We start from the raw sequence: 26,467 nt of genomic DNA on the forward strand, positions 1-26,467 counted from the left end.
AGCGGCGATCCGCCCGGGGCATCGCCCCGAGCCCGGTCCTCCGGGAGCGGCCGCCCGCGCTACGCGGCGGGAGGCGGCAGAACAGTCATCGGCATGATCAGCACACTAAGCCGGACGGGACTCCCGCGACAACTCCCCCTCGGCACCGACCGGAGCGCCTCCGCCGCCGGCCACCGGAGCGGCCGGGGCCGCCTTGGGCGTGGAGGTCTGTGCGATGAAGGCGCCCAGCAGCACCACGGCGCCGCCCACGATCTGCGGCGTGGACAGGTGCTCGCCGAGCAGCACCCAGGCCAGCACGGTGGCGACGACCGCCTCCAGACAGGCGACCACCCCGGCGACCTGCGGCGAGAGGCGGCGCACGGAAAGCACCCCGGTGAGGTACGCGGCCACGGTCGCGACCAGCACGATCCAGGCGAGCAGCAGGGCGGCCGGCACGGCCGCACCGGCCAGCTCGGCCCGTCCGGTGAGCACCTGCCAGTCCATGGTCCAGGGGCTCGCGACCACCGTCAGGAGCCCGGCGCCGACGAGCAGCCCGTAGGCGACGACCCCGACCGGGTCGACGGGCTCGTCACCGTCGCCGCCGTGATCGGACAGGACGAAGTAGCCGACCTGGCAGCAGGCCGCACCGAGGGCCAGCAGCAGGCCCACGGCGTCGAAGCCGAGCCCGGCCCACACCTCCACGACGCAGGCGAGACCGGCGACGGCGAGCACGACGCCCACGGCGGCGGCCCGGCTGACGGAACGTCGCTGGACGAACCGCACCCAGCCGAGCAGCAGGGCGGGGCCGAGGTACTCGACCAGCAGGGCCACCCCGACGGGGATCCGGGCGATGGCCGCGAAGTAACAGGCCTGCACACCCGCGACGGCGAGCAGCCCGAAGCCCGCGAGGAGCGCGGGCCGGCGCATCACCAGGGCGCGGTGCCGCCACGCGACGGGCAGCAGCACCAGCGCCGCCCCGGCCACCCGGAGCCACACCACGTGGAGCGGGTCCAGGCCCGCCTCGATCAGGGGTTTGGCGGCGACGCCGGAGCCGCCGAACGCGAGCGCGGACACCAGAGCGGGCCCGAGGCCCGCGACCCTGCCCGTGCTCTTGTGTGGAGACGATTGCATCGCTGCATCATGGCAGCCGATGTCAGGAGCGTCACCCCTTTGGCTCCTGGCGAATGCGCTACCGCTCCAGACCGAAGAGGTTGTCGAGGCGCGTGGTGAGGGCGTCGGGGTCGACGCCGGCCCGGCGCAGCACATGGACGGCCCGGCACCGGCGGTCGCGGGTCAGGGCCGCCAGCAGATCGAGCCCTTCCACCCGGTCCGCTCCCCGCGCGCGGGCGCGGGCCCGCGCGCCCTCCATCGCGGTGGCGGCGGCGGGCGACCAGCGGGGCACGCCCCCGTCACCGGTCGCGGGCGGCAGACAGGTGCCCTCGACGGTGCCGCGCCAGCGCAGTCCGTAGCCGATGGTGCGCTGGACGAGGTAGCCGAGCAGCCGCGCGACCTGGGCCGGTCCGCCGTCGAAGGCGCGGGACACCGTGGGATCGGCTTCCAGCAGGGTGTGCAGCAGATGCGCGGTGTCGACCTGCCGGTCGCCGTCGCGCTGGGCGCGCCGGCGCGCCCTCACGACCGCGAAGGCCAACTGCGCGCTGAGCGGGCCTTCGCTCGCGGCGTCGACCGATCCGGTGTCAGGCGTACGGCTTTGCACCCTCCCACCCCATCAGTCCCGGCCTGACGGAGCATCCCCGGAAGGGAGCATTCCCGCATCCGACGCCAGTTGGGTACGGACGATCAGGCTCTCATCCTTGAGGAGGAGGGGGCCGGATCCCGTCTCGGGGGCGTGCAGCATTGGTCCGCACGCCGCGTACACACCGGCACATCGTCACGCCGCGCACCCCCTTCGCTCCGCCCCCTTCGCTCCGCCCCCTTCGCTCCGCCCCCGTCATCGGACGACCGCGCGCGGCTGCCGCGCCGGGACTGCCGGGTGGCATTCAGGTGACGTGCAGCGTGGCCCGCCGCTCCCCGGCCGTGAAGGTGTACTCCCCGCGCTCGACGCGCGGCGTCCCCGAGCCGTCGAGGTCGCCCGGCGTCACCGCGAGAACCCGTGCCGGGACCGTGAGCCGGACGGTCCGCGCCTCACCCGCCGCCAGCCACACCTTGGTGAAGGCCACCAGCCTGCGCGGCGGGGCCAGCACCCTACTGACCGGCCGGGAGACGTAGACGGGCACGACCGTCTCCCCGTCGCGGGCGCCGGTGTTGCGTACCCGCACGCTCACCCGCACGTCCGCACCGGCCGGCACCGAGGAGGAGCCGAGCGCGATCGCGTCGAAGTCGTAGCCGGTGTAGGAGAGCCCGGCGCCGAAGTCGTACGCGACGTCGTGCGCGGATTCGGCTCCCGCGTTGGTCCCGGGCAGTTGCTGGTGGTGCACCGGCTCGTTCCCGGTCCTCCTGGGCCAGGACACCGGCAGCCGTCCGCCCGGGTTCGCCTTGCCGAACAGCACGTCCGCGACCGCGTGCCCGCCCTCGGTGCCCGGCAGCCAGGACATCAGCAGCCCTTCGGTCCCCGCCGCGTCCCCCAGCGCGAGCGGCCTTCCGGCGATCATCACCACCACGACCGGCCGGCCGCTCGCCTTCAGAGACTTCACCAGCGCCTGCTGGTCCGCCGCGAGTTCGGGGCGGGGGCTGTCGGCCTCGCCTTCCGCCGCCGCCTTCTCGCCGACCACCACGACCGTCACATCGGCGGTCCTGGCCTGCGCCGCGGCGTCGGCCGCGTCCTTCGGACGCACGATCCGGGTGCCCGCGGGTGCCGCGCGCCGGATGCCGTCGAGCACGGTCGTACCCGGCAGCCGCACCCCGTCGGGCACCCGCTGCCAGCCGACGGTCCAGCCCCCGGCCTGGCTGTCGATGTCGTCCGCGTGGTCCCCCGCGACGACGATCTTCCTCGCCGCCGGGCCGAGGGGCAGGGTGTTCTTCTCGTTGCGCAGCAGCACCTGCGACGCGGTGGCGGCGCGCCGGGCGAGGTCCCGGTCGGCGCCGAGCACCGCCGCGTCGGCCCGGTCCGCGTCGACGTACGGGTGCTCGAAGAGCCCGAGGTCGAACTTGAGCCGCAACACCCGCCCGGCCGCCTCGTCGATCCGCGCCCGGCTGACCAGCCCGCGCCGTACCGCCGCCCGTAGCCCCTCGGTGAACAGGCGCGCCTCGTGGGGCTCCATCGTCATGTCGACGCCGGCGTTGACCGCGAGCGCGATGGCTCCCGGGTAGTCGGCCGCCACCTTGTACCGGGTGTGCAGCGCGCGGACGTCCTCCCAGTCGCTGACCACCACGCCGGTGAACCCCCAGTGCTTCCGCAGCACCTTGGTGAGCAGGTAGGGGGAGGTGGTGGCCGGTACGCCGTTGAGGGCGCCGGAATTGACCATGACGCTCTTCGCCCCGGCCTCGACCGCCGTGCGGTACGGGGGGAGGAGGGTGTCCTGGAGGTAGCGCGCGGAGACGTCGGCGGGCACCCGGTCGTGCCCGTTGGCCGGTTCGGAGTAGCCGCCGAAGTGCTTGACCGTCGCCGCCACCCGCTTGGCGCCCCGCGCCCGCTCGGTTCCTCGCACGTGGGCGGCGGCCAGCGTTCCGGCGAGCAGGGGGTCCTCGCCGTAGGTCTCGTAGTAGCGGCCCCAGCGCTGGTCGCGGGCGAGGTCGGCGACGGGCGCGAAGTTCCAGTCGATGCCGGTGGCGGCGACGGCCCGGGCGGTCCCGGCGGCGACGGCCTCGGCGGCCCTGGGATCCCAGGTGGCGCCGAGGCCGATCTGATGGGGGAAGACGGTGGCACCGAGGACGTTGTTGTGGCCATGGACCGCGTCGACCCCGTACAGCACCGGGATGTGCAGCCTGGTCCTCTCCACGGCGTACCGCTGCACCGCGTTGACCATGCGGGCCCAGTCGCCCGGTGTGTTCCTCGGCGGCCCCATGCCGCCACCGGAGAGCACCGACCCGGTGGCGTGGTCGCCGAGCACGGTCTTCATGCAGCTCTCGACGAGTTCGCCGCCGCCGGCTCGGCAGTCGCCCTGCATCCGGGCCACGGCGATCTGGTCCATCTGCCCGATCTTCTCGTCGAGCGTCATCCGGTCCAGCAGATCCCGTACCCGCCGTTCCGGAGCGGCGCGAGCGTCCCTGTAGAGCGGCCCGGCCTCGCCCGAGGAGGCCGCGGGCCCCGCGGGGACGGCCCCGACGGCGGCCGCGCAGGCGGTAACGGCGGCGAGCGCGGAGGTGGGGTACCGCCATCGCGACGCACGGCACCGACCACGCGCGCGGGTCCGGCGGATTCCGCGATTCCCACGGGGACGCAAAGACATGGCGGCACTCCGTTTCTGTCGGATGCCGGAGGAGTCTTTCCGCGCCCTGAGGCACCGTCAAGGCACGACACTCTCCCCGAACCGGGCCACATTTTCCGGATTGGCCGTGTCGTAGCAGGTCATTGGCCCTCTACGGTCCGGTCATGCGGATACGAATCGTCGACGCCTTCACCGACCGCCCCTTCGCCGGCAACCCGGCCGGGGTCCTGCTCCTCGACTCGGGCACCTTCCCCGACGACGACCGGCTCCAGCGGATCGCCGCCGAGGTCAACCTCTCCGAGACCGCGTTCGCGCACCGGCTGCCCCAGGACGCCGCCGCCGACTGGGCGCTGCGCTGGTTCACCCCCACCACCGAGGTCGACATGTGCGGGCACGCCACGCTCGCCACCGCGCACGTCCTGCACAGCACGGGCACCGCCACCGGCACCGTGCGCTTCTCCGCCCGCTGCGGCATCCTCACCGCGACCGCGCACGAGGACGGCTCGATCACCCTGGACTTCCCGACGTCGCCGCTCACCCCGGCCACCGTCGCCGACGGTGTCGCCGCCGCACTCGGCGCCGAGCCGCTCTCCGTGCTGGACACCGGAGAGCACATCGGCGACCTCCTGGTGGAGCTGGCCGACGAGAAGACCGTACGGGGCCTGTCCCCCGATGTCCGGGCGCTCGCCCGGCACTCCCGCCGGGGCATCATCGCCACCGCCGCGGCCGAGGACCCCGCACGCGGCTACGACTACGTCTCGCGCTGCTTCTTTCCCAACGTCGGCATCGACGAGGACCCTGTGACCGGCAGCGCGCACACCGCCCTGGCCCCCTTCTGGTCCGCGCGCCTGGGCCGCGACGACCTGACGGGACTCCAGGCGTCCGCCCGCTCCGGGCTCGTACGGACCTCCGTGCGCGGCGACCGCACGCTGCTGACCGGCACCGCCGTCACCGTCATCGACGGGGAACTGCTCGCGTAACGGGGTCGCCCGCCTCCGCCCACGGCCCCCGGGACCGGTCCGGTCAGGCCGTGGGCAGCCAGCCCACCTTGCCGGCGAGCAGCGCGTAGCCGACGAAGGCCACGATGTCGATCAGCGCGTGCGCGGCGACCAGCGGCCCGACGCGCCCCCACCGCCGGTAGAGCAGGACGAAGACGACGCCCATGGCCATGTTGCCAAGGAGACCGCCGATGCCCTGATAGAGGTGGTACGAGCCGCGCAGCACGGAGCTGGCGGCCAGGGCCGCCATCGGCGTCCAGCCCAGCTGCCCGAGTCGGCGCAGCAGGTAGCCGACCACGACGACCTCCTCCAGCACCGCGTTCTGCACGGCGGAGGCGATCAGGACCGGCAGCTTCCACCAGACGTCGGGCAGCGCCTCGGGCACCACGGTCAGGTTGAACCCCGCCGCGCGGGCACCCAGGTAGAAGAGCAGTCCGGTGCCGCCGATGGCCGCGGCGAGGGCCGTTCCCCACGTCAGGTCGAAAGCCGGCCGCAGCCGGTCGAAGCCGATGGCACGCAGTCCCGCACCCTCGCGCAGCAGCAGATGGGCGACGAGGAGGACGGGCACCAGCGCGGTCGTGATGCCGAAGACCTGCCACGCGAGATCCAGCCACGGCCGGCCGGGGGCGTGGCTCGCGTTGAGGGTGGCGGCCTGGTCGCTCAGCCCGCCGGGGCGGGTGGCCGCGCCGACAAAGCTGATCAGCGACGAGACGCCGCTGGCCCCGAGCGACAGCGCCAGGACGAGCAGCAGCTCGACGCGCAGCGTCCGCCGCGACAGCCCCCCGCCGAGGGCCTCCGCCGCTCCGGGCGACGAGCCCCGGAGAACGCCGGAAAGGCCGCCGGGCGGAGCGTCCGCCTCGTCGCGCGCACCTCGTCGCACACCTGCCTCCACTTCCTCCCGCCCTCACACCCGCGGAGAGGAGCGTCGCCCATGGTCGGCACCAGCTTGCCCGACGACCTCGCGCCCGCCAAACGGCGGACGGTCCGGGGCCCCGGGTCAGGCTCCGACGCCGACGGGCCAGGTGTGCACCGGCTCGCCCGTCAGCATGAGCTCGCGGTAGCGCCGGGTGGTGGCGGCCAGCGCCCGGTCCCGGTCCATGCCCGCGTCCCGGGCCCGGTGATAGGTGTCGGCCTGCCAGGACGCCCCGTTCACCCGGCGCCGGCAGCGCTGCTCGACGATGCCGAGGTAGCGGTCGCGGTCGGCGGGCTCCACACCCCACGCGTCGAGCCCCGCGGCGGCCAGCGGAAGCAGTTCCTCCTGTACGAGCCGTACGGCCGGCACCCGGGTCAGGGTGCCGTTGCGCCCGGCCTTGGGCCAACGCAGGGTGGCGTCGATGCCGTCCCGGCAGGCCGCGTCGAAATTGTCCCCGGCGACGGCGAACGGCAGCCGCGTCCACACCGGCCGTCCCTCCTCCGCTAGCGCCCTGACCAGCCCGTAGTAGAAGGCGGCGTTGGCGATGGTGTCGGGGACGGTGGGGCCCGCGGGCAGGACGCGGTTCTCCACCCGTAAGTGCGGGACGCCGTCCGCGATGCCGTAGACGGGCCGGTTCCAGCGGTAGACGGTCCCGTTGTGCAGGACGAGTTCGTGCAGCCCGGGCACTCCTCCCTCGTTCAGCACCCGGATCGGGTCCTCGTCGGCGGAGATGGGCAGCAGCGGCGGGAAGAAGCGGAGGTTCTCCTCGAAGAGTTCGTAGACCGACTCGATCCAGCGCTCCCCGAACCAGGTCCGCGGCCGTACGCCCTGCGCCTGGAGTTCGGGCGGCCGGGTGTCGGTGGACTGCACGAACAGCGGCGGGCGGGACTCGCGCCACAGTTCCCTGCCGAAGAGGAAGGGGGAGTTGGCGCCGACGGCGATCTGCGCGGCGGCGACGGCCTGCGCCGCGTTCCACACGGCGGCGAACCGGCTCGGGGTCACCTGGAGGTGCAACTGGACGGACGTGCACGCCGCCTCGGGCGTGATCGACTTCGCGGTGCAGGCCAGCCGCTCGACGCCGTCGATGTCGATGGTGAAATCCTCGCCGCGCGCGGCCACGATCGTGTCGTTGAGCAGGGTGTACCGATCGGCCTCGGAGAGGTTGGCGGAGACCAGGTCCTCCGGGGTGAGGGTCGGCAGAATACCGATCATCACGATCCGGGAATCGACTTCCCCGGCCTTGCGGTCGGCGTAGGAAAGACCTGTGCGCAACTCCTCGGCGAGCTGGTCCAGGACGCGCCCGGACAGCCGGTGCGGCACGATATTCACTTCGAGGTTGAACCGCCCCAGTTCGGTCTGGAAATCACGGCTCGCAATACGCTCCAGCACCTTCGCGTTCATCATGCTCGGCATCCCGTCGGGACCCGCGAGATTCAGCTCGATCTCCACACCCATGAGATTCCTGGGGCGGTCGAACCGCTTCTCCTCCAGCAGCCTCCCGAGCCCGCACAGACACTGCCGGAGCTTGTCCCGGTACCGCTGCCGGTCAGCGAGGTCGAACCCCTCGGCCACGACCTTCTCACCCATCGACGGGTCCCTCCTCACGTGGGTCGCCCGCGGCGCCAGGCGCTCGTGTCAGCATCGATGATGCCCAGGCAATGTGATCGATAACGCCATGCCGGTGCCACATACCCGGTAGGCTCGGGCCGAAGCGCACTCCGGCACATTCCGTCGGCATGACGCGACACCCCGGGCATATCGCATTGCGCTGGTGATAAACACCGACGAGATTCGGCCGACCGTATCCGGGGCAGATTCCGAGGTCACGAGAGCGGGCCGGGAACAAATTCACCGAAATCACCCCGGAACCGGGCCCGGATTTCCCCTTGCCGGAAATACTCGCGACCGCTAGCGGAAACACCCCGTGAACATGTGTCGTATAAACTCCATGAACAAGGCAGAGAGTAGGCGCCCTGGCAGTCGGTCCCGGCCCCCCTCTGACCCTGCACACCGACAGCGTCGTCAGCACCTGCCCAGCATCACCGTGTCTCCGAAGTGAGAGGCGACCCGCCATGCCCCTGCATGTCCCCCCTGCCCCCGCGCCTGCCCTCCGCTCGGTCCTGACGGCCCTCGGTTCCCCGACCGCGGTCCGTGAGGCACGCACCCCTTCCCTCAAGTCCGCCCAAGGCCCCCTCACCGCCGAACTCCCGCTGCCCGTCCACGTCCTGGAGCACGTGACCGCCCGGAGCGGCGCGCCGCGCACCCGGCTCACCGGCTGGCGCTTTCTGATCAAGGGAGGTGAGCGGGCGGTGGCCGCGGGCGAGACGACGCTGACCGCCGACGGCTGGGTGTTCTCGTACTTCTTCGAAGGGCCGTACGTCGCCTCCACCGAACTGGCCCTGCGACAGGCCGAGTCGATGGCCACGCCGTATCAGCCGCGGTTGCTGTCCGTACCCGAGCTCTACATGCTCACCCTCTGGCTGCATGCCGACATCACCGCCGACGCCTCGTCGGGCGTCCCGGGCCCGGGTGATCTGCTGGTGCCGCTCGCTCCCGCCCCGCCCGGAATAGCCGCCCACCGTCCGCACCGGGTCGCCGATCTGCTGACCGTCCTCACCCACCGGCTCGCCCCCGCCCCACGTCTGAAGAACCCGGCGGCTTGACGCAGGGTCGACCGGCCGGGCAGGCATTCGAACCAACCGTCCCGCTACGAACACCGAGCGCCCCGCGACCCGCCGGTCGCGGGGCGCTTCAGTGCCCTCACCCTTCAGGCTTAGCCCACATTGACTACCCCGAACCCCCCAAAGGGGCCGTCTTGTTGGCAGCAACCGCCCGCACGGGTGATGCGTCTCCTCCCTGTGAGGAGAGCTGCCGGGAAATCCCTGCGGAATCACGCCCGTAGGGCAACACTGGGAGCGACCGAACGATTCACAAACGGGGGGCGGCATGACCACCGCATCGAGCCGCAGGACACAGACCACACCGCAGCGAAAGAATGCTTCCATGTGCCAGCACCAGCCCGCATGCCCGTCAGCCGACTCCACCGACCGGGAAGCCGCCCATCTCGTGGCGCACTACCCGGAGCAGGGGTGGAGCCTGCTGTGCAACGGGGTCCTGTTCTTCGAGGACACCGGTGAGCTGCTGCCGGACGGTCAGATCATCGCACCGCACCGGCCGCTGGGCACCGAGCACGTGGTGACCGCTGCCTAGTGCCGGCACCGCACAGCGCGAAAAAACCGCATACGGACACCGCATGCAGAAGGGGCCGGCCCGGCGCAATCGCCGAACCGGCCCCGACGTGTGTCAGCCCCGGGGATTCAATCCCCCGGCCCGTCAGCCGTCGTACTCGTCCATCGGGGGGCACGAGCAGACAAGGTTACGGTCGCCGTACGCGCCGTCGACGCGACGCACCGGCGGCCAGTACTTGTCGGCGGCGGACACCCCGGACGGGAAGACGGCCACCTCACGGCTGTACGGGTGCTCCCAGTCGCCGGCCACACAGGCGGCGGTGTGCGGGGCGTTCCGCAGGGCGTTGTCGTCCTTGTCCCACTCGCCCGAGCCGACCTTCTCGATCTCGGCACGGATCGCGATCATCGCCTCACAGAAACGATCCAGCTCGGCGAGGTCCTCGCTCTCCGTGGGCTCGATCATCAAGGTGCCGGCCACCGGGAAGGACATCGTCGGCGCGTGGAAGCCGTAGTCGATCAGGCGCTTGGCGACATCGTCGACGCTGACGCCGGTCGCCTTGGTCAGCGGCCGCAGATCCACGATGCACTCGTGCGCGACCAGGCCGTTCGGACCGGTGTAGAGCACGGGGAAGTGTGGCTCCAGGCGCTTGGCGATGTAGTTGGCGCCGAGCACCGCGACCTGCGTGGCGCGCTTGAGGCCCTCGCCGCCCATCAGCCGGACGTACGCCCAGGAGATCGGCAGGATGCCGGCGGAGCCCCAGGGGGCCGCCGAGATCGGTCCGACGCCGGTCGCCGGGCCCGCGGTGGGCTGCAGCGGGTGGTTGGGCAGGTAGGGGGCGAGGTGGGCGCGGACGGCGACCGGACCGACGCCCGGGCCACCGCCGCCGTGCGGGATGCAGAAGGTCTTGTGCAGGTTCAGGTGCGAGACGTCGCCGCCGAACTCGCCCGGCTTGGCCACGCCGACCAGGGCGTTGAGGTTCGCGCCGTCGACGTACACCTGGCCGCCCGCCGCGTGGACCTCCGCGCAGATGTCGGCGACGTGCTCCTCGAAGACACCGTGCGTGGACGGGTAGGTGATCATCAGCACGGACAGCTCGTCGCGGTACTGCCCGATCTTGGCGCGCAGGTCCTCGACGTCGACCTCGCCGTCGTCGGCGGTCTTGACGACGACGACCTTCATGCCGGCCATCACGGCGCTCGCGGCGTTGGTGCCGTGGGCGGAGGACGGGATCAGGCAGACGGTGCGCCCCTCGTCGCCGTTGGCACGGTGGTACGCCCGCACCGCCAGCAGACCCGCGAGCTCACCCTGCGAGCCCGCGTTCGGCTGGATGGACACCTTGTCGTAGCCGGTGACCTCCGCGAGCCGCTCCTCGAGCTCGGTGATGAGCGTGAGATAGCCACCCGCCTGCTCGACCGGCGCGAAGGGGTGCAGCGCACCGAACTCGGGCCAGGTGACCGGCTCCATCTCGGTGGTCGCGTTGAGCTTCATGGTGCACGAGCCGAGCGGGATCATGCCGCGGTCCAGGGCGTAGTCCCGGTCGGCGAGCCGGCGCAGGTAGCGCAGCATCGCGGTCTCGGAACGGTGCTGGTGGAAGACCGGGTGGGTGAGGTATTCGTCGGTGCGCAGCAGCCCCTCGGGGAGCGCCTCGGCGACCTGGGCGTCGAGCGCCTCGATGTCGGCGTCCACCTCGAAGGCGGACCACACCGACGCGACCTGGACACGCGTGGTGGTCTCGTCGCAGGCGATGCCGACCTGGTCGGCGTCGACCAGGCGCAGGTTGACGCCCCGCTCGCGGGCGGCGGCGACGACCTCGGCCGCCCGGCCGGGCACCCGCGCGGTGAGGGTGTCGAAGTACGCGCCGTGCACGACCTCGACGCCGCCGGCGCGCAGGCCCTCGGCGAGCAGCGTGGCGTAGCGGTGCGTACGCCGCGCGATGCCGGCGAGGCCGTCCGGGCCGTGGTAGACCGCGTACATCCCGGCCATGACGGCGAGCAGGACCTGCGCGGTACAGATGTTGCTGGTGGCCTTCTCGCGGCGGATGTGCTGCTCGCGGGTCTGGAGGGCCAGGCGGTAGGCCTTGTTGCCGTCCGCGTCCACGGAGACGCCGACGAGACGGCCGGGGAGGCTGCGGGCGAACTTCTCGCGCACGGCCATGAACCCGGCGTGCGGACCGCCGAAGCCCATGGGCACGCCGAAGCGCTGGGTGGTGCCGACCGCGATGTCCGCGCCCAGCTCGCCGGGCGAGGTGAGCAGGGTCAGCGCGAGCAGATCGGCGGCGACGGTGACGATCGCGCCCAGCTCGTGGGCCCGCTCGATGACCGGGCGCGGGTCGCGCACGGCACCGGAGGCGCCGGGGTACTGCAGGAGGACACCGAAGACGCCGCGCTCGGCGATGTCGTCGGGGATGCCCTGGGAGAGGTCGGCGACGACGACCTCGACGCCGGTCGGTTCGGCGCGGGTGCGTATCACCGCGACGGTCTGCGGCAGCGCGTCGGCGTCGATGAGGAAGACGCCGTCCTTGACCTTGCCCACGCGCCGGGACAGCGACATGGCCTCGGCCGCGGCGGTGCCCTCGTCGAGCAGGGAGGCGCCGGAGGTGGGCAGCCCGGTCAGATCGGCGACGACGGTCTGGAAGTTGAGGAGCGCCTCCAGCCGGCCCTGGGAGATCTCCGGCTGGTAGGGCGTGTACGCCGTGTACCAGGCGGGGTTCTCCATGACGTTGCGCAGGATCACCGGCGGGGTGAAGGTGCCGTGGTATCCGAGCCCGATCATCGGGGCGAGGACCTCGTTGCGGTCCGCGAGCGTGCGCAGCTCGGCGAGGACCTCGGCCTCGCTGCGGGCGTCGGGCAGCCGGAGCGCCTCGGTGCTCTTGATCACGGCCGGTACGGCGGCGGCGGTGAGCTCGTCGAGCGAGCCGAACCCTACCTGGGCGAGCATCTTCGCCTGGGCCGCGCTGTCGGGCCCCACGTGGCGGTGCTCGAACGGCGTGCCACGCTCCAGGTCGGAAAGGGAGATGCGGTGGGCTGTCATCTGCGGAGGCCTCCTGGTCGTTGCGACCTGCGAGGGGTACCACGGCGCGGGTACCCGGACGGCCTCCCCCTCTGTCATCTCAACCTGAGAGCTTCACCGGGCCGCACGGGGCGGTCCGGCTTTCACCGTCGGTGAGGAGGGGCTTCGTCGCGCTGTACCCGACCCGGCCCGCCCTGCTTTCCAGAGTGACCTCGTCCGCGCGGTACGTGTGCCTGAGAGATTCCGGGGAGGATTTGCTCCTTCGGCGCCCCCGTCGAACCCGTCAAAGGATCTCGGAGGACTCTCCCGCGTGGGGTCTGCAGCCACTGTCAGCCTACCAGCGCGGGTCCAAGCGGATCCCTCGAGTGGCCGGTTCCCGCTTTGTGCCTTTTCGTGGTCCTCAGGGCTTCTCTGTGCTTCTCTGTGCTTTCCCGGGGGCCTCGGAGGTCGCTGGAGTTCCGGAGGGCAGGCGCGACCACGGGAGGAACCGTGCAGACCGATATCGATCCGCGGAGTCTCATCGGCCGCAAGGCGTTCGACCGCAATGGCGCGAAGATCGGCACCGTGGACGAGGTGTACCTCGACGACGCGACCGGGGAACCGGAGTGGGCGGCGGTGCGCACCGGGCTGTTCAGCCGGGACGCGTTCGTGCCGCTGGAACCGAGCCGGGTCGAGGACGACGCCCTGCGCATCCCCTATGACCGGGAGCTCATCAAGGACGCCCCGGACTTCGGGGTCGGCCGCCACCTGTCCCCCGAACAGGAACTGCAGCTCTACCACCACTACGGGCTCGACCTCCCCCCGCCGGATGCCGGGACCGCCCCTCGGCCCGGCGCTCAGCCGGACACACCACCGGCCAGCGGCTGACCGTCAGCCCGGGCCCCGGGCCCGACGTCCGACTCGGACGGCTCGGACGGCTCGGACGGCTCGGACGGCTCGGACGGCTCGGACGGCTCAGGATCAGGCGCAGCCGACTCCGACGGCGCAGCCGGGTCCCTTGGCTCCGGCGACTCCGCCCGCTGCTCCCACGCGGCTCTGATCAGCGGCAGCGGCTCCCCCGGCTCGAGCGCGGGGTCGTCCACAGCGAACGTCCGCACCCGGCCGGGTGCGGACCACGGTTGCTCGAAGCGCACAGTGACCCGGCCGACCCCGCTGCCCTGGATCCAGCCGGCCCCGTACTCGGTGTGCCGGATGTCCAGCCCGGGCACCCAGCGCCGCGGCCGTCGCCCGGCCGCCTCCTGTGGGGCCGGCTCCCCCTCCGCCTCGGCGGTCGGTGGTCTTTCCGCGACAGCGGCGGCCTCGGCCGTAGCTGCCGCCTGGGCGAAGAGGTCCTCCTGGGTGTAGTCGGCGAGCCCGGTGACGCCGACCCCCAGCAACCGCACTCCCGCCGTGGTGTCCACGCCGTCCAGCAGCCGCCGCACGGCCTCGCGCACCACCCCGAGGTCGTCCGTCGGCCCGCGCAGCGTCTCCGAGCGCGTCAGCGTCGAGAAGTCGTAGCTCCGCACCTTGATCACAACGGTGCGCCCGGACCGTCCCGCCGCCCGCAGCCGCTGCACACAGCGGTCGGCGAGCCGCGCCAGCTCCAGCTCCACGCGCGTGCGGTCGGTGAGATCCTCCTCGAAGGTGTCCTCCACGGACACCGACTTGGCGTCCCGCTCGGCCACCACGGGGCGGGTGTCGCGGGCGGTCGCCAGGGCGTACAGCCCCGCGCCGTGTGCCTTGCCCAGCAGCCGCACCAGCTCCGCCTCACCCGCCTCGGCCGTATCGCCCACCGTCGTGAGCCCGGCCCGTCGCAGCGTCTCGGCCGTGGCCGGTCCGACGCCGGGAATGGCCCGCACCGACATCGGGGCCAACAGCTCCAGCTCGGTGCCCGGCTCGATGACGACGAGACCGTCGGGCTTGGCCTGCTCGGAGGCGATCTTCGCGAGCATCTTGGAGCCGGCGAGCCCCACCGACCCGCTGAGCCCCGTGGCCTGTCGGATGTCCCGTCGCAGCCGCTCCCCCACCGCCCGCACGACCGCCGAGGAGGGCTCGACGCCGCCGGCCTCCAGATCCACGAACGCCTCGTCCAGGCTCAGCGGCTCCACCAGCGGGGACAGCTCCCCGAGCAATCCCATGACCACCTCGCTCACCTCGCGGTAGAGCGTGAAGCGGGGAGCCAGATAGGCGGCATTGGGGCACAGCCGTCGCGCCTGGGCGGTCGCCATCGCGGAATGCACACCAAAGGCCCGTGCCTCGTAGGACGCGGTGGCCACGACGCCCCGGGCGCCGATCCCGCCGACCACCACGGGCTTCCCGCGCAGGCTGGGCTTGGCCGCCTGCTCCGCCGCGGCGTAGAACGCGTCCATGTCCAGGTGCAGGATGGTCGGTGCGGCTCTCACGTCTTCGATGCTGCCCTACACCACTGACAATCGCACGGACGTGCGATGGAACGCCCTCCCCTGGGCCGCCGGAAGGCCGGGCGGCGGGCCGCTCAGCCGACCCGGTTGCGCCGCCTCGCCAGCTCGTCCGCCGGGTTGTGGCCGATGAGCGTCTCGCCCGTGTCGACGCGCTCCCCGTGCAGCTTGGCCAGCGCGCTCTCCACGTCGCGCCACACCACCCCCACGGCGATCCCGAAGACGCCCTGCCCGCCCTGGAGGAGGTCGACGACCTCGTCGGGCGAGGTGCACTCGTAGACCGTGGCGCCGTCGCTCATCAGCGTCATCTGCGCCAGGTCGGCCATGCCCCGCGCCCGCAGATGCTGCACCGCGGTGCGGATGTTCTGCAGGGAGACCCCGGTGTCCAGCAGCCGCTTCACGATCTTGAGAACGACCACGTCCCGGAAGCTGTAGAGCCGCTGGCTGCCCGATCCGTAGGCGGGCCGCACGCTCGGCTCCACGAGCCCCGTCCGCGCCCAGTAGTCCAGCTGGCGATAGGTGATGCCCGCCGCCGCGCACGCCGTGGGACCGCGATACCCGACGTGGTCGTCCCCCGGCTCCTGCGGCGCGCCGACCGCCGCCGGAGCGCCATGACGGGGTCCGGGTTCGACCGTTCCCCCATGCAGCGGATACGGACCGCCGACCGCCGTACCGTCGCCCGTGCTTCTCACGCCGACCTCCGTCCTTGACCTGCCTTCTCGACGGTAGGCAGTCACCCGGGGTGCGTCAACGATCGCCACACTCGGCACGCCGAGTGATAATCACCCAGAGAGTGGTTTTACGTGTCCCAGCGCCGGGAAGGGCTACTCGAATGCGCCGCGGCCGCGCCTACGGGGACCGCGGGCGCGCCTCACTGGCTGTTGGTGCCGAAGTCCTCCGGCGAGATCTGGTCGAGGAACTCGCGGAACTTCTCCACCTCGTCCTCCTGCTCGTCCGGGATGGCGATTCCCGCGTCGTCCAGCACCCCGTCACTGCCGTAGATCGGCGTGCCCGTGCGCAGCGCCAGCGCTATGGCGTCGGACGGCCGGGCGCTGACCTCCACGCCGCTGGCGAAGACCAGCTCCGCGTAGAAGACCCCTTCGCGCAGGTCCGTGATGCGGACCTCCGTGAGCTGCTGCCCGACGGCGTCCAGCACGTCCTTGAAGAGGTCGTGGGTCAGCGGGCGGGCGGGGGCCATGCCCTGCTGGGCGAAGGCAATGGCCGTCGCCTCCCCCGGTCCGATCCAAATGGGGAGGTAGCGATCGCCTCCCACTTCACGCAGGAGCACGATCGGCTGGTTGGAGGGCATTTCCACCCGGACACCCACGACATCGAGCTCGTTCACACAGCAACCCTAGGACGTGCCCGGCAGGTTTGGGTAGTCGGGCCACCCTCCGGTCAGTACGGGCGCGGATTCAGGGCGCTGCGCACCAGGGCCGCATGGAGCCGTACGGACAGCGCGGCGAGCTCCCGCGCGGTGGCCTCGGCGTGCGCCCTGGTCTGCGGATTACGGTGCCGCCGCAGGGGTGCGACCACCTGTTCGACCAGTCCGGCCTCACGGTCGGCGGCGGCCTTCATGGCGCGAAGGTGCCGGGGTTCCAGGCCGAAACGGCCCAGATCCGCGACGAGCTTGGCCACCGCGACCGAATCGACGTCGAATCCGCCGTCCGGGTGGGCGCCGATCAGCCCGTACGACTCCCATTCCGCGAGCTCCGGCTCGGTCACGCCGGTGACGGCCAACAGCTCGGCACGGCCGATGCGCGTGGCCGCAGGCGGCTTGGAGACGGCCTCCACGGCCTCCGGACCGATGGGGGCCACCGGGACGTCGAGAGCATCCCTGGGCTGCCCCGGCGCGGGCAGCTGCACCCGCTCGCCCCGGGCCAGGGCGTCCAGCTGCTCCCGGATGACCTTGAGCGGAAGGTAGTGGTCACGCTGCATGCGCAGCACGAACCCCAGTCGCTCCACATCCTCCGCGCTGAATTTGCGGTAGCCGGACGGGGTGCGCTGCGGCTCCACCAGGCCCTCCGCCTCCAGAAAACGAATCTTGGAGATGGTGACCTCGGGAAACTCGTCCCGAAGCAGATTGAGCACCGTGCCGATGCTCACCAGCCGGCCGTCCGCGCCGGCGGCACCGGAGGATCCGGTACCGCCTGACGATGTTCGAAGCATGGCCTTCCCTCGCGGGGTCAGATGCCGCGCTGGCTGCCGTAGAAGACCAGACGGTACTTACCGATCTGCACCTCGTCGCCGTTCGACAGCGGAACCGTGTCGATGCGCTCCCGGTTGACGTACGTGCCGTTGAGGCTGCCGACGTCCGTGACGGTGAAACCGCCGTCCTGTCCTCTGCGGAACTCCACGTGCCGTCGCGAGACCGTGACGTCGTCGAGGAAGATGTCGCTCTGCGGGTGACGGCCCGCGGTGGTCACGTCGCCGTCCAGCAGGAAGCGGCTGCCCGAGTTCGGACCGCGCCTGACCACCAGCAGCGCCGAGCCCAGCGGCAGCGCGTCGACGGCCGCCTGGGCCTCCGGAGAGAGCGACGGGATCGGCGTCTGCCCGGTGGTCTCCGAGTCGTACGCCTCGAGACCGGAGATGGAAATGGTCGAGGTCGTCTCCGAGGCGCGCTCGGCAGCGGCGCCGGGCCGCAGCGGCGCACCGCAGTTGGAACAGAACCGGCTGGCCTCGCCGGCCCGGTGGCCACACCTCGTACAGACCGGCAAGGCAAACCCTCCACCCGCACTTGAGGTCTCTGGTGCTCCGAAACCTATGCGTCCGGCTGCGGCAGGGTCAACAGAGGACGCGCCCTGACCGCCAGGGACGCCACCTCCGGGAGCACCCACCTGGTCCCGGAACAGAGGACGCCCTTCCTGGGCCCCCTCGCCGCCTTCCGACGGACGCGACGCCCTGTGACGGGCGGAGCCGCCGTCCTGGCGTGCGCTCTTGCCGAACAACTTCCCAAACAACTTCACGGGCGATTCCCCTTGACCGAAACAGACCCGCCCGTGGGGCAGGACAAACCCTCGATGCACACACCGTCCGACCCGGACACCTCTACAACGTCCGTGGTCAGCTCACAGTTTCCACCACGCGCCCCCAACTTGGTGCGCCGACCCCCCGCAACCTCCCACGCTCCCCCTGGAGCACTCGTCCATGCCCGCCTCACTGCGATGACGACCGAGCGTAGTCAGGCCGCTTCGCCGGGCGCAAGGCATCCACAATGATCTTCTCAGACCGGGCCACCGCCACGCCCGCCTGCTCCTTCTCCAGAGTCTGCACCACACCCCCGGGGATGTTCAGCGCCGGCTCCAGGTCCTGCGGCTTGCCGATGACCTTGAAGCGGTAGGGCTGCGAGACCTTCTTGCCGTCGATCTCCACCCGGCCCGCGGCACCCGAGAAATAGGTGTCGGCGACCACCCGGACGTCGTTGATCTGGATCGCCTCCGCACCCGCGGCGCGCAGCTCCTGGATCGCGTCGAGCAGCATGTCCGCCTCGACCTTGCTCTTGGTGTCACTGACCGTCAGCTCGATGCCGGGCCCACGGGCCGCCACCGTGCCGGCGAGCACGCCGAGCTGTCCCTCTTTCTGCTCGGTCTGCTTGCGCGCCTCGGCGGCCTGGTTGGAGCTGCTCTCCAGCTCCGACTGCTGGTTCTCCAGACGCCGTTTCTCGTCCTCCAGCCGCTTCGTGCGGTTGTCCAGCTCGTCGAGGATCCGCACCAGGTCCTCCTGGCGGGCCCCGCGCAGGGCACTGCTGTCATTGGTCGAGCGCACCTGGATGGCCAGGCCCAGCCCGAGCACGCACAGCAGCAGCGCCACGATGAGCTGTGCCCGCGTCAGCCTCGGGGGCCAGAGCCCCTTGGCGAGCCGTTGACGACCGGTCAACGGAGTGGGCCCGGCAGGCTCTTCCGCCGACGTCCCGGGTTCGGGCACGGGTCCGGGGACGGGTTCGGGCCCGGGCGTGTCGGCCTCGTGCGGCGCGGGTTCCGGACGTTCCGGCTGTTCCGGACGTTCCGGCTGTTCCGGTCGCTCGGGCCGGCTCACCTCGTCCGGCTTGTCCGGCTTTCCCGTTGCCGAGCCTTCGTCAGGCCGGGGTGTCAGCCCGCCGCTGTCGCCCTTGTCGGCTTTGTCACCGGACTTTTCGGGCTTCCGCTGCTGCTCCGGCTCCTCGATCGGCTCCGGCTTTCCGGACTTCTCCGGCGTGTCGTCGCTGCTCATCGGCCTCACGCCCGGAACACGTGCCGCCGGATGGCGGCCGCGTTGGAGAAGATACGGATACCCAGGACGACCACGACACCGGTGGACAACTGTGCGCCGACACCGAGCTTGTCACCGAGGAAGACGATCAGCGCGGCCACGACCACATTGGACAGGAAGGAGACGACGAAGACCTTGTCGTCGAAGATTCCGTCCAGCATCGCCCGCAGGCCGCCGAACACCGCGTCGAGTGCCGCCACGACAGCGATGGGAAGGTAGGGCTCGACCACCGTCGGCACCACGGGACGGACGACCAGTCCGACCACGACTCCCACGATGAGGCCCAATACGGCGATCACGATGTGCCCTTCCCTGTGTCGGTGCCGCGTTTCTCCGCGCCACCGCCCTGCGGCTGTGCGGTACGTACGAGCAGGCTCGGCGCGGCCGGCAACCGGACCTCGCCCTCGGCGGAAATGCTGGCCCGGACACCGTAATTCTGCTGGAGAACATGCAGATACTGTCCGTCGGCACTGTCCTGGAAAGCGGTGCTCAGCCGCTGCCCGTCGCCGATCGCCAGCACCGTGTAGGGCGGTACCAGCGGTCTGTTGTCGACCAGTATGGCGTCACCGGCGGCCCTGATCGCCGACAGCGACGTCAGCCGCTGTCCGTTGACCGCGATCGCCTCGGCGCCGGACTGCCACAGACCGTTGACGATGCGTTGCATATCACGGTCGCGCACCCGTCCCGTATCGGAGAACCCGCTGCTTTCCCGCGGTCCCCCGGCGCCGGACTGCTTGGTCTGCTTGGCGTCGTCGACGACGACCTTGACCCCGGGTCCGCGCGCCGGAGTGGCCCCCGCGAGCAGCGACACCAACTCGGCGCTGTCCCCGCCGTGTTTCTCCAGGACATCGCGCTGCTTCGCGCCGACCGCGTCCCGCAGCGTGTCGACATTCTTCTGCAGGGTGTCCGCGGCCGAGGTCTCGGTCTCGATCCGGTCGATGAGCTGTTCGCGCTCCTTGGCCAGGGTGGGTGCCGCTATCCGCGCCTGCGCGGCACCGAGCGTCACCACCGCCGCCGCAAGCAACAGGGCGGCGGCGATCCCCAACTTGGCGCGGAGCGTGCTCGGCAGCCCCTTGCCGCCCTCCGCGCGCCGGGCAGCGGCCTCGGCGTAACCGTCGTCGAGGCTGTGGTCCATGACATTGGTCAGCAGCGACATGGAGGCATCGGGGCGCGGAGCCGGCGATGCGGTGCTCCGAACGGGGGGCTGCTGCGACATGCCGCACATCGTCGCACGTCGGAGCCGTCGTCTCCCAATGGCCCCACCGGCGTGCCGGATCCGGACCCGGGAGACGACGTCCCGTTGACTCTCTCGGGTACCGCTGACGGGTACCCCGCTACGCGCCGGTCAGCGCCCGGCGCCGTCCACGATCGCCGACCACTCGTCCAGCAGGGCCTGCGCGGAGGCGTCGTCCGGGCCCTCCGCCCACAGGTGTGTCACCGCCTCGGCCGGGTCGGGCAGGACCATCACCCAGCGACCGTCGGCCTCGACCACCCGCACACCGTCGGTCGTGTCGACCGAGCGGTCCCCGGCCGCCTCGACCACATGACGCATGACGAGTCCCTTGACCGCCCACGGAGTGGCCAGGTCGCGCCGCAGCACATGCGCCCGCGGAATGCGTGCGTCTATCTGGCTGAGGGTGAGCTGCGTACGCGCCACCAGACCGACAAGGCGTACGAACGCGGCCGTACCGTCGAAGACACTGCTGGACTCCGGGACGATGAACCCACCACGCCCGTCCCCGCCGAAGATCGTCGAGTCCGCGCGGCCGACCCGGGTCAGGTCGTCGGGCGAGGTCGTCGTCCACTCGACCTGGGTACCGTGGTACGCGGCCACCTGCTCGGCGATCCGGGTCGTGGTCACCGGGAGCGCCACCCGCCCGCTGCGCCGCTCGGCGGCGACCAGGTCCAGCAGGACCAGCAGGGCACGGTCGTCCTCGACGATGCGCCCACGCTCGTCGACGAGCGAGATCCGCTCACCCACCGGGTCGAACCGCACGCCGAACGCGGCCCGCGCCGAAGCGACGATCTCCCCGAGCCGCACCAGGCCGGACCGACGGGTGTCGGCGGTCTCGGTCGGATGCGCCTCGTCGAGCCCGGGGTTGATGATGAGCGCGTCCACACCGAGCCGGCCGAGCAGGCTGGGCAGAACAAGCCCCGCGCTGCCGTTCGAGGCATCGATGACGACCTTGAGCCCCGCCTCCTCGACCCCGGTCGTGTCCACCGACCGCAGGAGCGAGCCCGTGTACGAGTCGTAGACGCTGGACGGGAAGGACAGATCACCGATCTCGCCGGGGAACGCCCGTCGGTACTCCTGCCGGGCGTAGACCCGGTCGAGCTTGCGCTGCCCGGCCTGGGAGAGGTCGGCGCCGCGCTCGTCGAAGAACATGATGTCCACCGAGTCCGGCACGCCCGGCGATGTACGGATCATGATCCCGCCGGCGCTGCCGCGCGCGGTCTGCTGCCGGGCGACCGGCAGCGGCACGTTCTCCAGGTCCCGTACGTCTATGGCACTGGCCTGCAGCGCGGAGATCACCGCGCGCTTGAGCGCCCGCGCGCCACGGGAGTGGTCGCGAGCCGTGGTGACCGTGGAGCCCTTCTTGAGGGTCGTCGCGTACGCGCCGGCGAGCCGCACCGCCAGTTCGGGGGTGATCTCCACATTGAGGATGCCGGAGACACCGCGGGTACCGAAGAGATGGGCCTGACCGCGGGACTCCCAGATGACCGAGGTGTTGACGAACGCGCCCGCCTCGATGGTCTTGAAGGGGTAGACCCGGACGTTGCCCTGGATAATCGATTCCTCACCGACGAGGCACTCGTCCCCGATGACGGCGCCGTCCTCGATGCGGGCGGCGCGCATGATGTCGGTGTTCTTGCCGATGACGCAGCCGCGCAGATTGCTCTGCGGGCCGATGTAGACGTTGTCGTGCACGACGGCCTTGTGCAGGAAGGCACCGCTCTTCACGACGACGTTGGAGCCCACCACCGTGTGCTCGCGGATCTCGGCGCCCGCTTCGACCTTGGCGTAGTCGCCGATGTAGAGCGGACCGCGCAGGACCGCGTCCGAGTGCACCTCGGCGCCTTCGGCGACCCAGACGCCGGGCGAGATCTCGAAGCCGTCGATGTCCACATCGACCTTGCCTTCGAGCACGTCGGCCTGGGCCTTGCCGTAGCTTTCGTGGGTACCGACGTCCTCCCAGTAGCCCTCGGCGATATAGCCGTAGATCGGCTTGCCTTCCTTCATCAGCTGCGGGAAGACATCGCCCGACCAGTCGACGGGCACATCGGGCTGGACGTAGTTGAAAACTTCGGGCTCCATGACGTAGATGCCCGTATTGACGGTGTCGGAGAAGACCTGGCCCCAGGTGGGCTTCTCCAGGAAACGCTCGACCTTGCCCGCCTCGTCGACAATGGTGATGCCGAACTCCAGCGGATTGGGTACCCGCGTCAGACAGACGGTGACGAGTGCGCCCTTCTCCTTGTGGAAACGGATCAGGTCGGTCAGGTCGAAATCAGTGAGGGCGTCACCGGAGATGACCAGAAAGGCATCGTCCTTGAGGGCTTCTTCGGCGTTCTTGACGCTGCCCGCCGTGCCGAGTGGCTTTTCCTCATTGGCGTAGGTGAGCTCCATGCCCAGTTCCTCGCCGTCACCGAAGTAGTTCTTGACGAGTGAGGCGAGGAACTGCACGGTCACCACGGTCTCGGTGAGCCCGTGCCGCTTGAGCAGACGCAGCACATGCTCCATGATCGGCCGGTTCACCACCGGCAGGAGCGGCTTGGGCATGCTCGAGGTCATGGGGCGAAGGCGAGTGCCTTCGCCGCCGGCCATCACGACGGCCTTCATGTCGGAAACGTCCTCCTTGCGAGACGACGGGTCTGTTCCGACTTCACCCGCGCGGGTCGCCGACGCGTCTCGCGTACGGCTTTCGCTCCTTGATGGGGCTCATGAACAACGGCGAGGTCAGTCGGTGGTGGCGTCCGCCTTGACGAGTCGGCGGACCTGGACCACGTAGAGGATCCCTGCCCACCAATACAGGGTTGTACCCCACCCCGCGAACGCCCATCCGAAAACAGCAGCGAGTGAAGCCAGCCAGCCGTCTCCGTCACTGAGAAGGAGCAAGGGGAAGGCGTACATCAGGTTGAAGGTGGCTGCCTTGCCGAGGAAGTTGACCTGCGGCGGCGGATAGCCGTGGCGTCGCAGAATCCACACCATGACCAGCAGCATCGCTTCCCGTGCCAGCAGGGCCGCGGTGAGCCAGACCGGAAGGATCTCCCTCCAGGTGAGGCCGGCCAGTGTGGAGAGGATGTAGAGCCGGTCGGCGGCCGGGTCGAGGAGCCGGCCGAGGCTGCTGATCTGGTTCCAGCGCCGGGCGAGCTTTCCGTCGAGGTAATCGCTGACGCCGCTCAGTCCCAGTACGAGCAGTGCCCAGCCGTCGCTTCCCCGGAGGATCAACCACAGGAAGAGGGGTACGCCGACGAGGCGCGCCATGCTGAGGATGTTCGGGATGGTGAGGACGCGGTCGGTCTGGACACGCGTCTCCTGGACCTCCACCCGGGGGCCTCCTGTGGGGATATGTACCAACGATGCCCCCTGACCCTACCCGCAGACTTCGGCGGTCCGTGCAGAGGGGGGCGAGGTTCTCGCAGAGGGGCGGGAGGGGTTTTGTGCGGTGAAACCGCCCGGAAACGAAACGGGCCGGAAACGCAGAATAGCCCCCGCAGGAACCAAATGGCTCCCACAGGGGCTACTCTAAAAATTGTTCGGCGGCGTCCTACTCTCCCACACGGTCCCCCATGCAGTACCATCGGCGCTGAAAGGCTTAGCTTCCGGGTTCGGAATGTAACCGGGCGTTTCCCTAACGCAATGACCACCGAAACTCTATGAAATTAACCAACCGGAACACAACACGGTCGTTACTTCAGAACCTACACAGTGGACGCGAGCAACTGAGGACAAGCCCTCGGCCTATTAGTACCAGTCAGCTCCAACCGTTACCGGTCTTCCACACCTGGCCTATCAACCCAGTCGTCTACTGGGAGCCTTAACCCCTCAAAGGGGGTGGGAATACTCATCTCGAAGCAGGCTTCCCGCTTAGATGCTTTCAGCGGTTATCCCTCCCGAACGTAGCCAACCAGCCATGCCCTTGGCAGGACAACTGGCACACCAGAGGTTCGTCCGTCCCGGTCCTCTCGTACTAGGGACAGCCCTTCTCAATATTCCTACGCGCACAGCGGATAGGGACCGAACTGTCTCACGACGTTCTAAACCCAGCTCGCGTACCGCTTTAATGGGCGAACAGCCCAACCCTTGGGACCGACTCCAGCCCCAGGATGCGACGAGCCGACATCGAGGTGCCAAACCATCCCGTCGATATGGACTCTTGGGGAAGATCAGCCTGTTATCCCCGGGGTACCTTTTATCCGTTGAGCGACGGCGCTTCCACAAGCCACCGCCGGATCACTAGTCCCGACTTTCGTCCCTGCTCGACCCGTCGGTCTCACAGTCAAGCTCCCTTGTGCACTTACACTCAACACCTGATTGCCAACCAGGCTGAGGGAACCTTTGGGCGCCTCCGTTACTCTTTAGGAGGCAACCGCCCCAGTTAAACTACCCACCAGACACTGTCCCTGATCCGGATCACGGACCCAGGTTAGACATCCAGCACGACCAGAGTGGTATTTCAACGACGACTCCACACACACTGGCGTGCATGCTTCACAGTCTCCCACCTATCCTACACAAGCCGAACCGAACACCAATATCAAGCTATAGTAAAGGTCCCGGGGTCTTTCCGTCCTGCTGCGCGAAACGAGCATCTTTACTCGTAGTGCAATTTCACCGGGCCTATGGTTGAGACAGTCGAGAAGTCGTTACGCCATTCGTGCAGGTCGGAACTTACCCGACAAGGAATTTCGCTACCTTAGGATGGTTATAGTTACCACCGCCGTTTACTGGCGCTTAAGTTCTCAGCTTCGCCTGGACGAATCCAAGCTAACCGGTCCCCTTAACGTTCCAGCACCGGGCAGGCGTCAGTCCGTATACATCGCCTTACGGCTTCGCACGGACCTGTGTTTTTAGTAAACAGTCGCTTCTCGCTGGTCTCTGCGGCCACACCCAGCTCAGAGGGTAAACCTCATCACCAGACATGGCCCCCCTTCTCCCGAAGTTACGGGGGCATTTTGCCGAGTTCCTTAACCATAGTTCACCCGAACGCCTCGGTATTCTCTACCTGACCACCTGAGTCGGTTTAGGGTACGGGCCGCCATGAAACTCGCTAGAGGCTTTTCTCGACAGCATAGGATCATCCACTTCACCACAATCGGCTCGGCATCAGGTCTCAGCCTTAATGTGTGACGGATTTGCCTATCACACGGCCTACACCCTTACCCCGGGACTACCACCGCCCGGGCTGGACTACCTTCCTGCGTCACCCCATCGCTTACCTACTACCACCTTGGATCGGCGGCTCCACCACTTTCCTTTCCCCGAAGGGTCCGGAACGGCTTCACGGCCTTAGCATCAATGGATTCGATATTGGGCGTTTCAAAGCGGGTACCGGAATATCAACCGGTTGTCCATCGACTACGCCTGTCGGCCTCGCCTTAGGTCCCGACTTACCCTGGGCAGATCAGCTTGACCCAGGAACCCTTAGTCAATCGGCGCACACGTTTCCCACGTGTGTATCGCTACTCATGCCTGCATTCTCACTCGTGAACCGTCCACAACTCGCTTCCGCGGCTGCTTCACCCGGCACACGACGCTCCCCTACCCATCCACACGGTCGTTGGACCTATTGTGTGAATGACACGACTTCGGCGGTACGCTTGAGCCCCGCTACATTGTCGGCGCGGAATCACTTGACCAGTGAGCTATTACGCACTCTTTCAAGGGTGGCTGCTTCTAAGCCAACCTCCTGGTTGTCTCTGCGACTCCACATCCTTTCCCACTTAGCGTACGCTTAGGGGCCTTAGTCGATGCTCTGGGCTGTTTCCCTCTCGACCATGGAGCTTATCCCCCACAGTCTCACTGCCGCGCTCTCACTTACCGGCATTCGGAGTTTGGCTAAGGTCAGTAACCCGGTAGGGCCCATCGCCTATCCAGTGCTCTACCTCCGGCAAGAAACACACGACGCTGCACCTAAATGCATTTCGGGGAGAACCAGCTATCACGGAGTTTGATTGGCCTTTCACCCCTAACCACAGGTCATCCCCCAGGTTTTCAACCCTGGTGGGTTCGGTCCTCCACGAAGTCTTACCTCCGCTTCAACCTGCCCATGGCTAGATCACTCCGCTTCGGGTCTTGGGCGCGCTACTCAATCGCCCTATTCGGACTCGCTTTCGCTACGGCTTCCCCACACGGGTTAACCTCGCAACACACCGCAAACTCGCAGGCTCATTCTTCAAAAGGCACGC

20 protein-coding genes, 2 rRNA genes and 1 riboswitch (1 of these 23 running past the window's edge) are annotated in these 26,467 nt (G+C 69.6%); of the genes, 4 read left to right on the forward strand and 18 right to left on the reverse strand.

Features of this window, described 5'->3' with window-relative positions; all coding sequences use genetic code 11:
• Positions 1 to 105: 105 nt before the first annotated feature.
• The 3 genes from AB8O64_RS06290 to AB8O64_RS06300 all read right to left on the reverse strand — a co-directional run bounded on the left by AB8O64_RS06290 (position 106) and on the right by AB8O64_RS06300 (position 4,094).
• Positions 106 to 1,110, reverse strand: a complete 1,005-nt coding sequence (locus AB8O64_RS06290) for an EamA family transporter (RefSeq protein WP_365376601.1) — start codon at positions 1,108 to 1,110, stop codon at positions 106 to 108.
• A 58-nt stretch (positions 1,111 to 1,168) separates the two neighbouring features.
• On the reverse strand, positions 1,169 to 1,693 hold the full coding sequence (locus AB8O64_RS06295; protein ID WP_370418258.1) for a Clp protease N-terminal domain-containing protein: 525 nt from the start codon (positions 1,691 to 1,693) through the stop codon (positions 1,169 to 1,171).
• A gap of 283 nt (positions 1,694 to 1,976) precedes the next feature.
• Entirely contained in the window at positions 1,977 to 4,094 is a 2,118-nt protein-coding gene (locus AB8O64_RS06300) for a glycoside hydrolase family 3 N-terminal domain-containing protein (RefSeq protein WP_370418259.1), read from the reverse strand.
• 374 nt (positions 4,095 to 4,468) lie between these two features.
• On the opposite strand from AB8O64_RS06300, the gene AB8O64_RS06305 reads away from it, so the two are divergent.
• Positions 4,469 to 5,284 (forward strand): PhzF family phenazine biosynthesis protein, encoded by an 816-nt coding sequence (locus AB8O64_RS06305; RefSeq protein ID WP_370418260.1) that lies wholly within the window; start codon positions 4,469 to 4,471, stop codon positions 5,282 to 5,284.
• Positions 5,285 to 5,327: 43 nt separating this feature from the next.
• Here the strand turns inward: AB8O64_RS06305 and AB8O64_RS06310 are convergent, their stop codons facing one another.
• Together AB8O64_RS06310 and AB8O64_RS06315 are read right to left on the reverse strand one after the other, a co-directional pair.
• Positions 5,328 to 6,080 (reverse strand): CPBP family intramembrane glutamic endopeptidase, encoded by a 753-nt coding sequence (locus AB8O64_RS06310; protein ID WP_370423807.1) that lies wholly within the window; start codon positions 6,078 to 6,080, stop codon positions 5,328 to 5,330.
• Positions 6,081 to 6,299: 219 nt separating this feature from the next.
• Positions 6,300 to 7,802, reverse strand: coding sequence for a glutamate--cysteine ligase (locus AB8O64_RS06315; RefSeq protein ID WP_370418261.1), 1,503 nt, complete (start codon positions 7,800 to 7,802; stop codon positions 6,300 to 6,302).
• Between the two features lie 485 nt (positions 7,803 to 8,287).
• On the opposite strand from AB8O64_RS06315, the gene AB8O64_RS06320 reads away from it, so the two are divergent.
• Positions 8,288 to 8,878 carry a hypothetical protein gene (locus tag AB8O64_RS06320; RefSeq protein ID WP_365208888.1) on the forward strand — a complete coding sequence of 197 codons (591 nt, stop codon included), beginning with the start codon at positions 8,288 to 8,290 and terminating at the stop codon, positions 8,876 to 8,878.
• A 340-nt stretch (positions 8,879 to 9,218) separates the two neighbouring features.
• Entirely contained in the window at positions 9,219 to 9,425 is a 207-nt protein-coding gene (locus tag AB8O64_RS06325; protein ID WP_207303840.1) for a DUF5999 family protein, read from the forward strand.
• A 123-nt stretch (positions 9,426 to 9,548) separates the two neighbouring features.
• On the opposite strand, the gene gcvP is transcribed toward AB8O64_RS06325, so the two are convergent.
• Positions 9,549 to 12,434 (reverse strand): aminomethyl-transferring glycine dehydrogenase, encoded by a 2,886-nt coding sequence (gene gcvP, locus AB8O64_RS06330; protein WP_370418262.1) that lies wholly within the window; start codon positions 12,432 to 12,434, stop codon positions 9,549 to 9,551.
• A 190-nt stretch (positions 12,435 to 12,624) separates the two neighbouring features.
• A riboswitch (glycine riboswitch) is annotated at positions 12,625 to 12,732 on the reverse strand.
• Between the two features lie 170 nt (positions 12,733 to 12,902).
• On the opposite strand from gcvP, the gene AB8O64_RS06335 reads away from it, so the two are divergent.
• Positions 12,903 to 13,280 carry a PRC-barrel domain-containing protein gene (locus AB8O64_RS06335; RefSeq protein ID WP_370418263.1) on the forward strand — a complete coding sequence of 126 codons (378 nt, stop codon included), beginning with the start codon at positions 12,903 to 12,905 and terminating at the stop codon, positions 13,278 to 13,280.
• Here AB8O64_RS06335 and AB8O64_RS06340 read toward each other — a convergent pair.
• From AB8O64_RS06340 to AB8O64_RS06395, 12 genes are all read right to left on the reverse strand, one after another.
• The gene (locus tag AB8O64_RS06340; RefSeq protein WP_370418264.1) at positions 13,250 to 14,794 is read right to left on the reverse strand and encodes a DNA polymerase IV; all 1,545 of its coding nucleotides are present in this window, start codon (positions 14,792 to 14,794) and stop codon (positions 13,250 to 13,252) included. The genes AB8O64_RS06335 and AB8O64_RS06340 overlap by 31 nt on opposite strands.
• Before the next feature lie 92 nt (positions 14,795 to 14,886).
• Positions 14,887 to 15,501 (reverse strand): MerR family transcriptional regulator, encoded by a 615-nt coding sequence (locus AB8O64_RS06345; protein WP_356457287.1) that lies wholly within the window; start codon positions 15,499 to 15,501, stop codon positions 14,887 to 14,889.
• A 179-nt stretch (positions 15,502 to 15,680) separates the two neighbouring features.
• Positions 15,681 to 16,154 (reverse strand): bifunctional nuclease family protein, encoded by a 474-nt coding sequence (locus tag AB8O64_RS06350; RefSeq protein WP_184736688.1) that lies wholly within the window; start codon positions 16,152 to 16,154, stop codon positions 15,681 to 15,683.
• Positions 16,155 to 16,207: 53 nt separating this feature from the next.
• Positions 16,208 to 16,978 carry a MerR family transcriptional regulator gene (locus tag AB8O64_RS06355; protein ID WP_370418266.1) on the reverse strand — a complete coding sequence of 257 codons (771 nt, stop codon included), beginning with the start codon at positions 16,976 to 16,978 and terminating at the stop codon, positions 16,208 to 16,210.
• Positions 16,979 to 16,995: 17 nt separating this feature from the next.
• Positions 16,996 to 17,835, reverse strand: coding sequence for an FHA domain-containing protein (locus tag AB8O64_RS06360; RefSeq protein WP_370418267.1), 840 nt, complete (start codon positions 17,833 to 17,835; stop codon positions 16,996 to 16,998).
• Positions 17,836 to 17,965: 130 nt separating this feature from the next.
• Entirely contained in the window at positions 17,966 to 19,018 is a 1,053-nt protein-coding gene (locus AB8O64_RS06365) for a DUF881 domain-containing protein (protein WP_370418269.1), read from the reverse strand.
• Between the two features lie 5 nt (positions 19,019 to 19,023).
• The gene (locus AB8O64_RS06370) at positions 19,024 to 19,356 is read right to left on the reverse strand and encodes a small basic family protein (protein ID WP_003984969.1); all 333 of its coding nucleotides are present in this window, start codon (positions 19,354 to 19,356) and stop codon (positions 19,024 to 19,026) included.
• Positions 19,353 to 20,273, reverse strand: coding sequence for a DUF881 domain-containing protein (locus AB8O64_RS06375; RefSeq protein ID WP_370418272.1), 921 nt, complete (start codon positions 20,271 to 20,273; stop codon positions 19,353 to 19,355). The genes AB8O64_RS06370 and AB8O64_RS06375 overlap by 4 nt, the downstream gene beginning before the upstream one ends.
• Before the next feature lie 129 nt (positions 20,274 to 20,402).
• Complete coding sequence (locus tag AB8O64_RS06380; RefSeq protein ID WP_356457281.1) at positions 20,403 to 22,898, reverse strand: mannose-1-phosphate guanyltransferase; 2,496 nt, start codon at positions 22,896 to 22,898, stop codon at positions 20,403 to 20,405.
• A gap of 117 nt (positions 22,899 to 23,015) precedes the next feature.
• On the reverse strand, positions 23,016 to 23,606 hold the full coding sequence (locus AB8O64_RS06385; protein ID WP_356457279.1) for a CDP-alcohol phosphatidyltransferase family protein: 591 nt from the start codon (positions 23,604 to 23,606) through the stop codon (positions 23,016 to 23,018).
• 207 nt (positions 23,607 to 23,813) lie between these two features.
• Positions 23,814 to 23,930: ribosomal RNA gene (gene rrf / locus AB8O64_RS06390) — 5S ribosomal RNA — on the reverse strand.
• Between the two features lie 73 nt (positions 23,931 to 24,003).
• A 23S ribosomal RNA gene (locus AB8O64_RS06395) occupies positions 24,004 to 26,467 on the reverse strand; it runs 660 nt beyond the window's last position.

The organism is Streptomyces sp. QH1-20, assembly GCF_041283565.1.
Taxonomy (GTDB): Bacteria; Actinomycetota; Actinomycetes; order Streptomycetales; family Streptomycetaceae; genus Streptomyces; species Streptomyces syringius.

Excerpts from the sequence above, each read along its gene's own strand:
- AB8O64_RS06290 (WP_365376601.1), bottom strand. The coding sequence starts at position 1,110 with ATGCAATCGTCTCCACACAAGAGCACGGGCAGGGTCGCGGGCCTCGGG.
- AB8O64_RS06300 (WP_370418259.1), bottom strand. The coding sequence starts at position 4,094 with ATGACGCTCGACGAGAAGATCGGGCAGATGGACCAGATCGCCGTGGCC.
- AB8O64_RS06305 (WP_370418260.1), top strand. The coding sequence starts at position 4,469 with ATGCGGATACGAATCGTCGACGCCTTCACCGACCGCCCCTTCGCCGGC.
- AB8O64_RS06315 (WP_370418261.1), bottom strand. The coding sequence starts at position 7,802 with ATGGGTGAGAAGGTCGTGGCCGAGGGGTTCGACCTCGCTGACCGGCAG.
- AB8O64_RS06320 (WP_365208888.1), top strand. The coding sequence starts at position 8,288 with ATGCCCCTGCATGTCCCCCCTGCCCCCGCGCCTGCCCTCCGCTCGGTC.
- AB8O64_RS06325 (WP_207303840.1), top strand. The coding sequence starts at position 9,219 with ATGTGCCAGCACCAGCCCGCATGCCCGTCAGCCGACTCCACCGACCGG.
- gcvP (WP_370418262.1), bottom strand. The coding sequence starts at position 12,434 with ATGACAGCCCACCGCATCTCCCTTTCCGACCTGGAGCGTGGCACGCCG.
- AB8O64_RS06355 (WP_370418266.1), bottom strand. The coding sequence starts at position 16,978 with ATGCTTCGAACATCGTCAGGCGGTACCGGATCCTCCGGTGCCGCCGGC.
- AB8O64_RS06365 (WP_370418269.1), bottom strand. The coding sequence starts at position 19,018 with ATGAGCAGCGACGACACGCCGGAGAAGTCCGGAAAGCCGGAGCCGATC.
- AB8O64_RS06375 (WP_370418272.1), bottom strand. The coding sequence starts at position 20,273 with ATGTCGCAGCAGCCCCCCGTTCGGAGCACCGCATCGCCGGCTCCGCGC.
- AB8O64_RS06380 (WP_356457281.1), bottom strand. The coding sequence starts at position 22,898 with ATGAAGGCCGTCGTGATGGCCGGCGGCGAAGGCACTCGCCTTCGCCCC.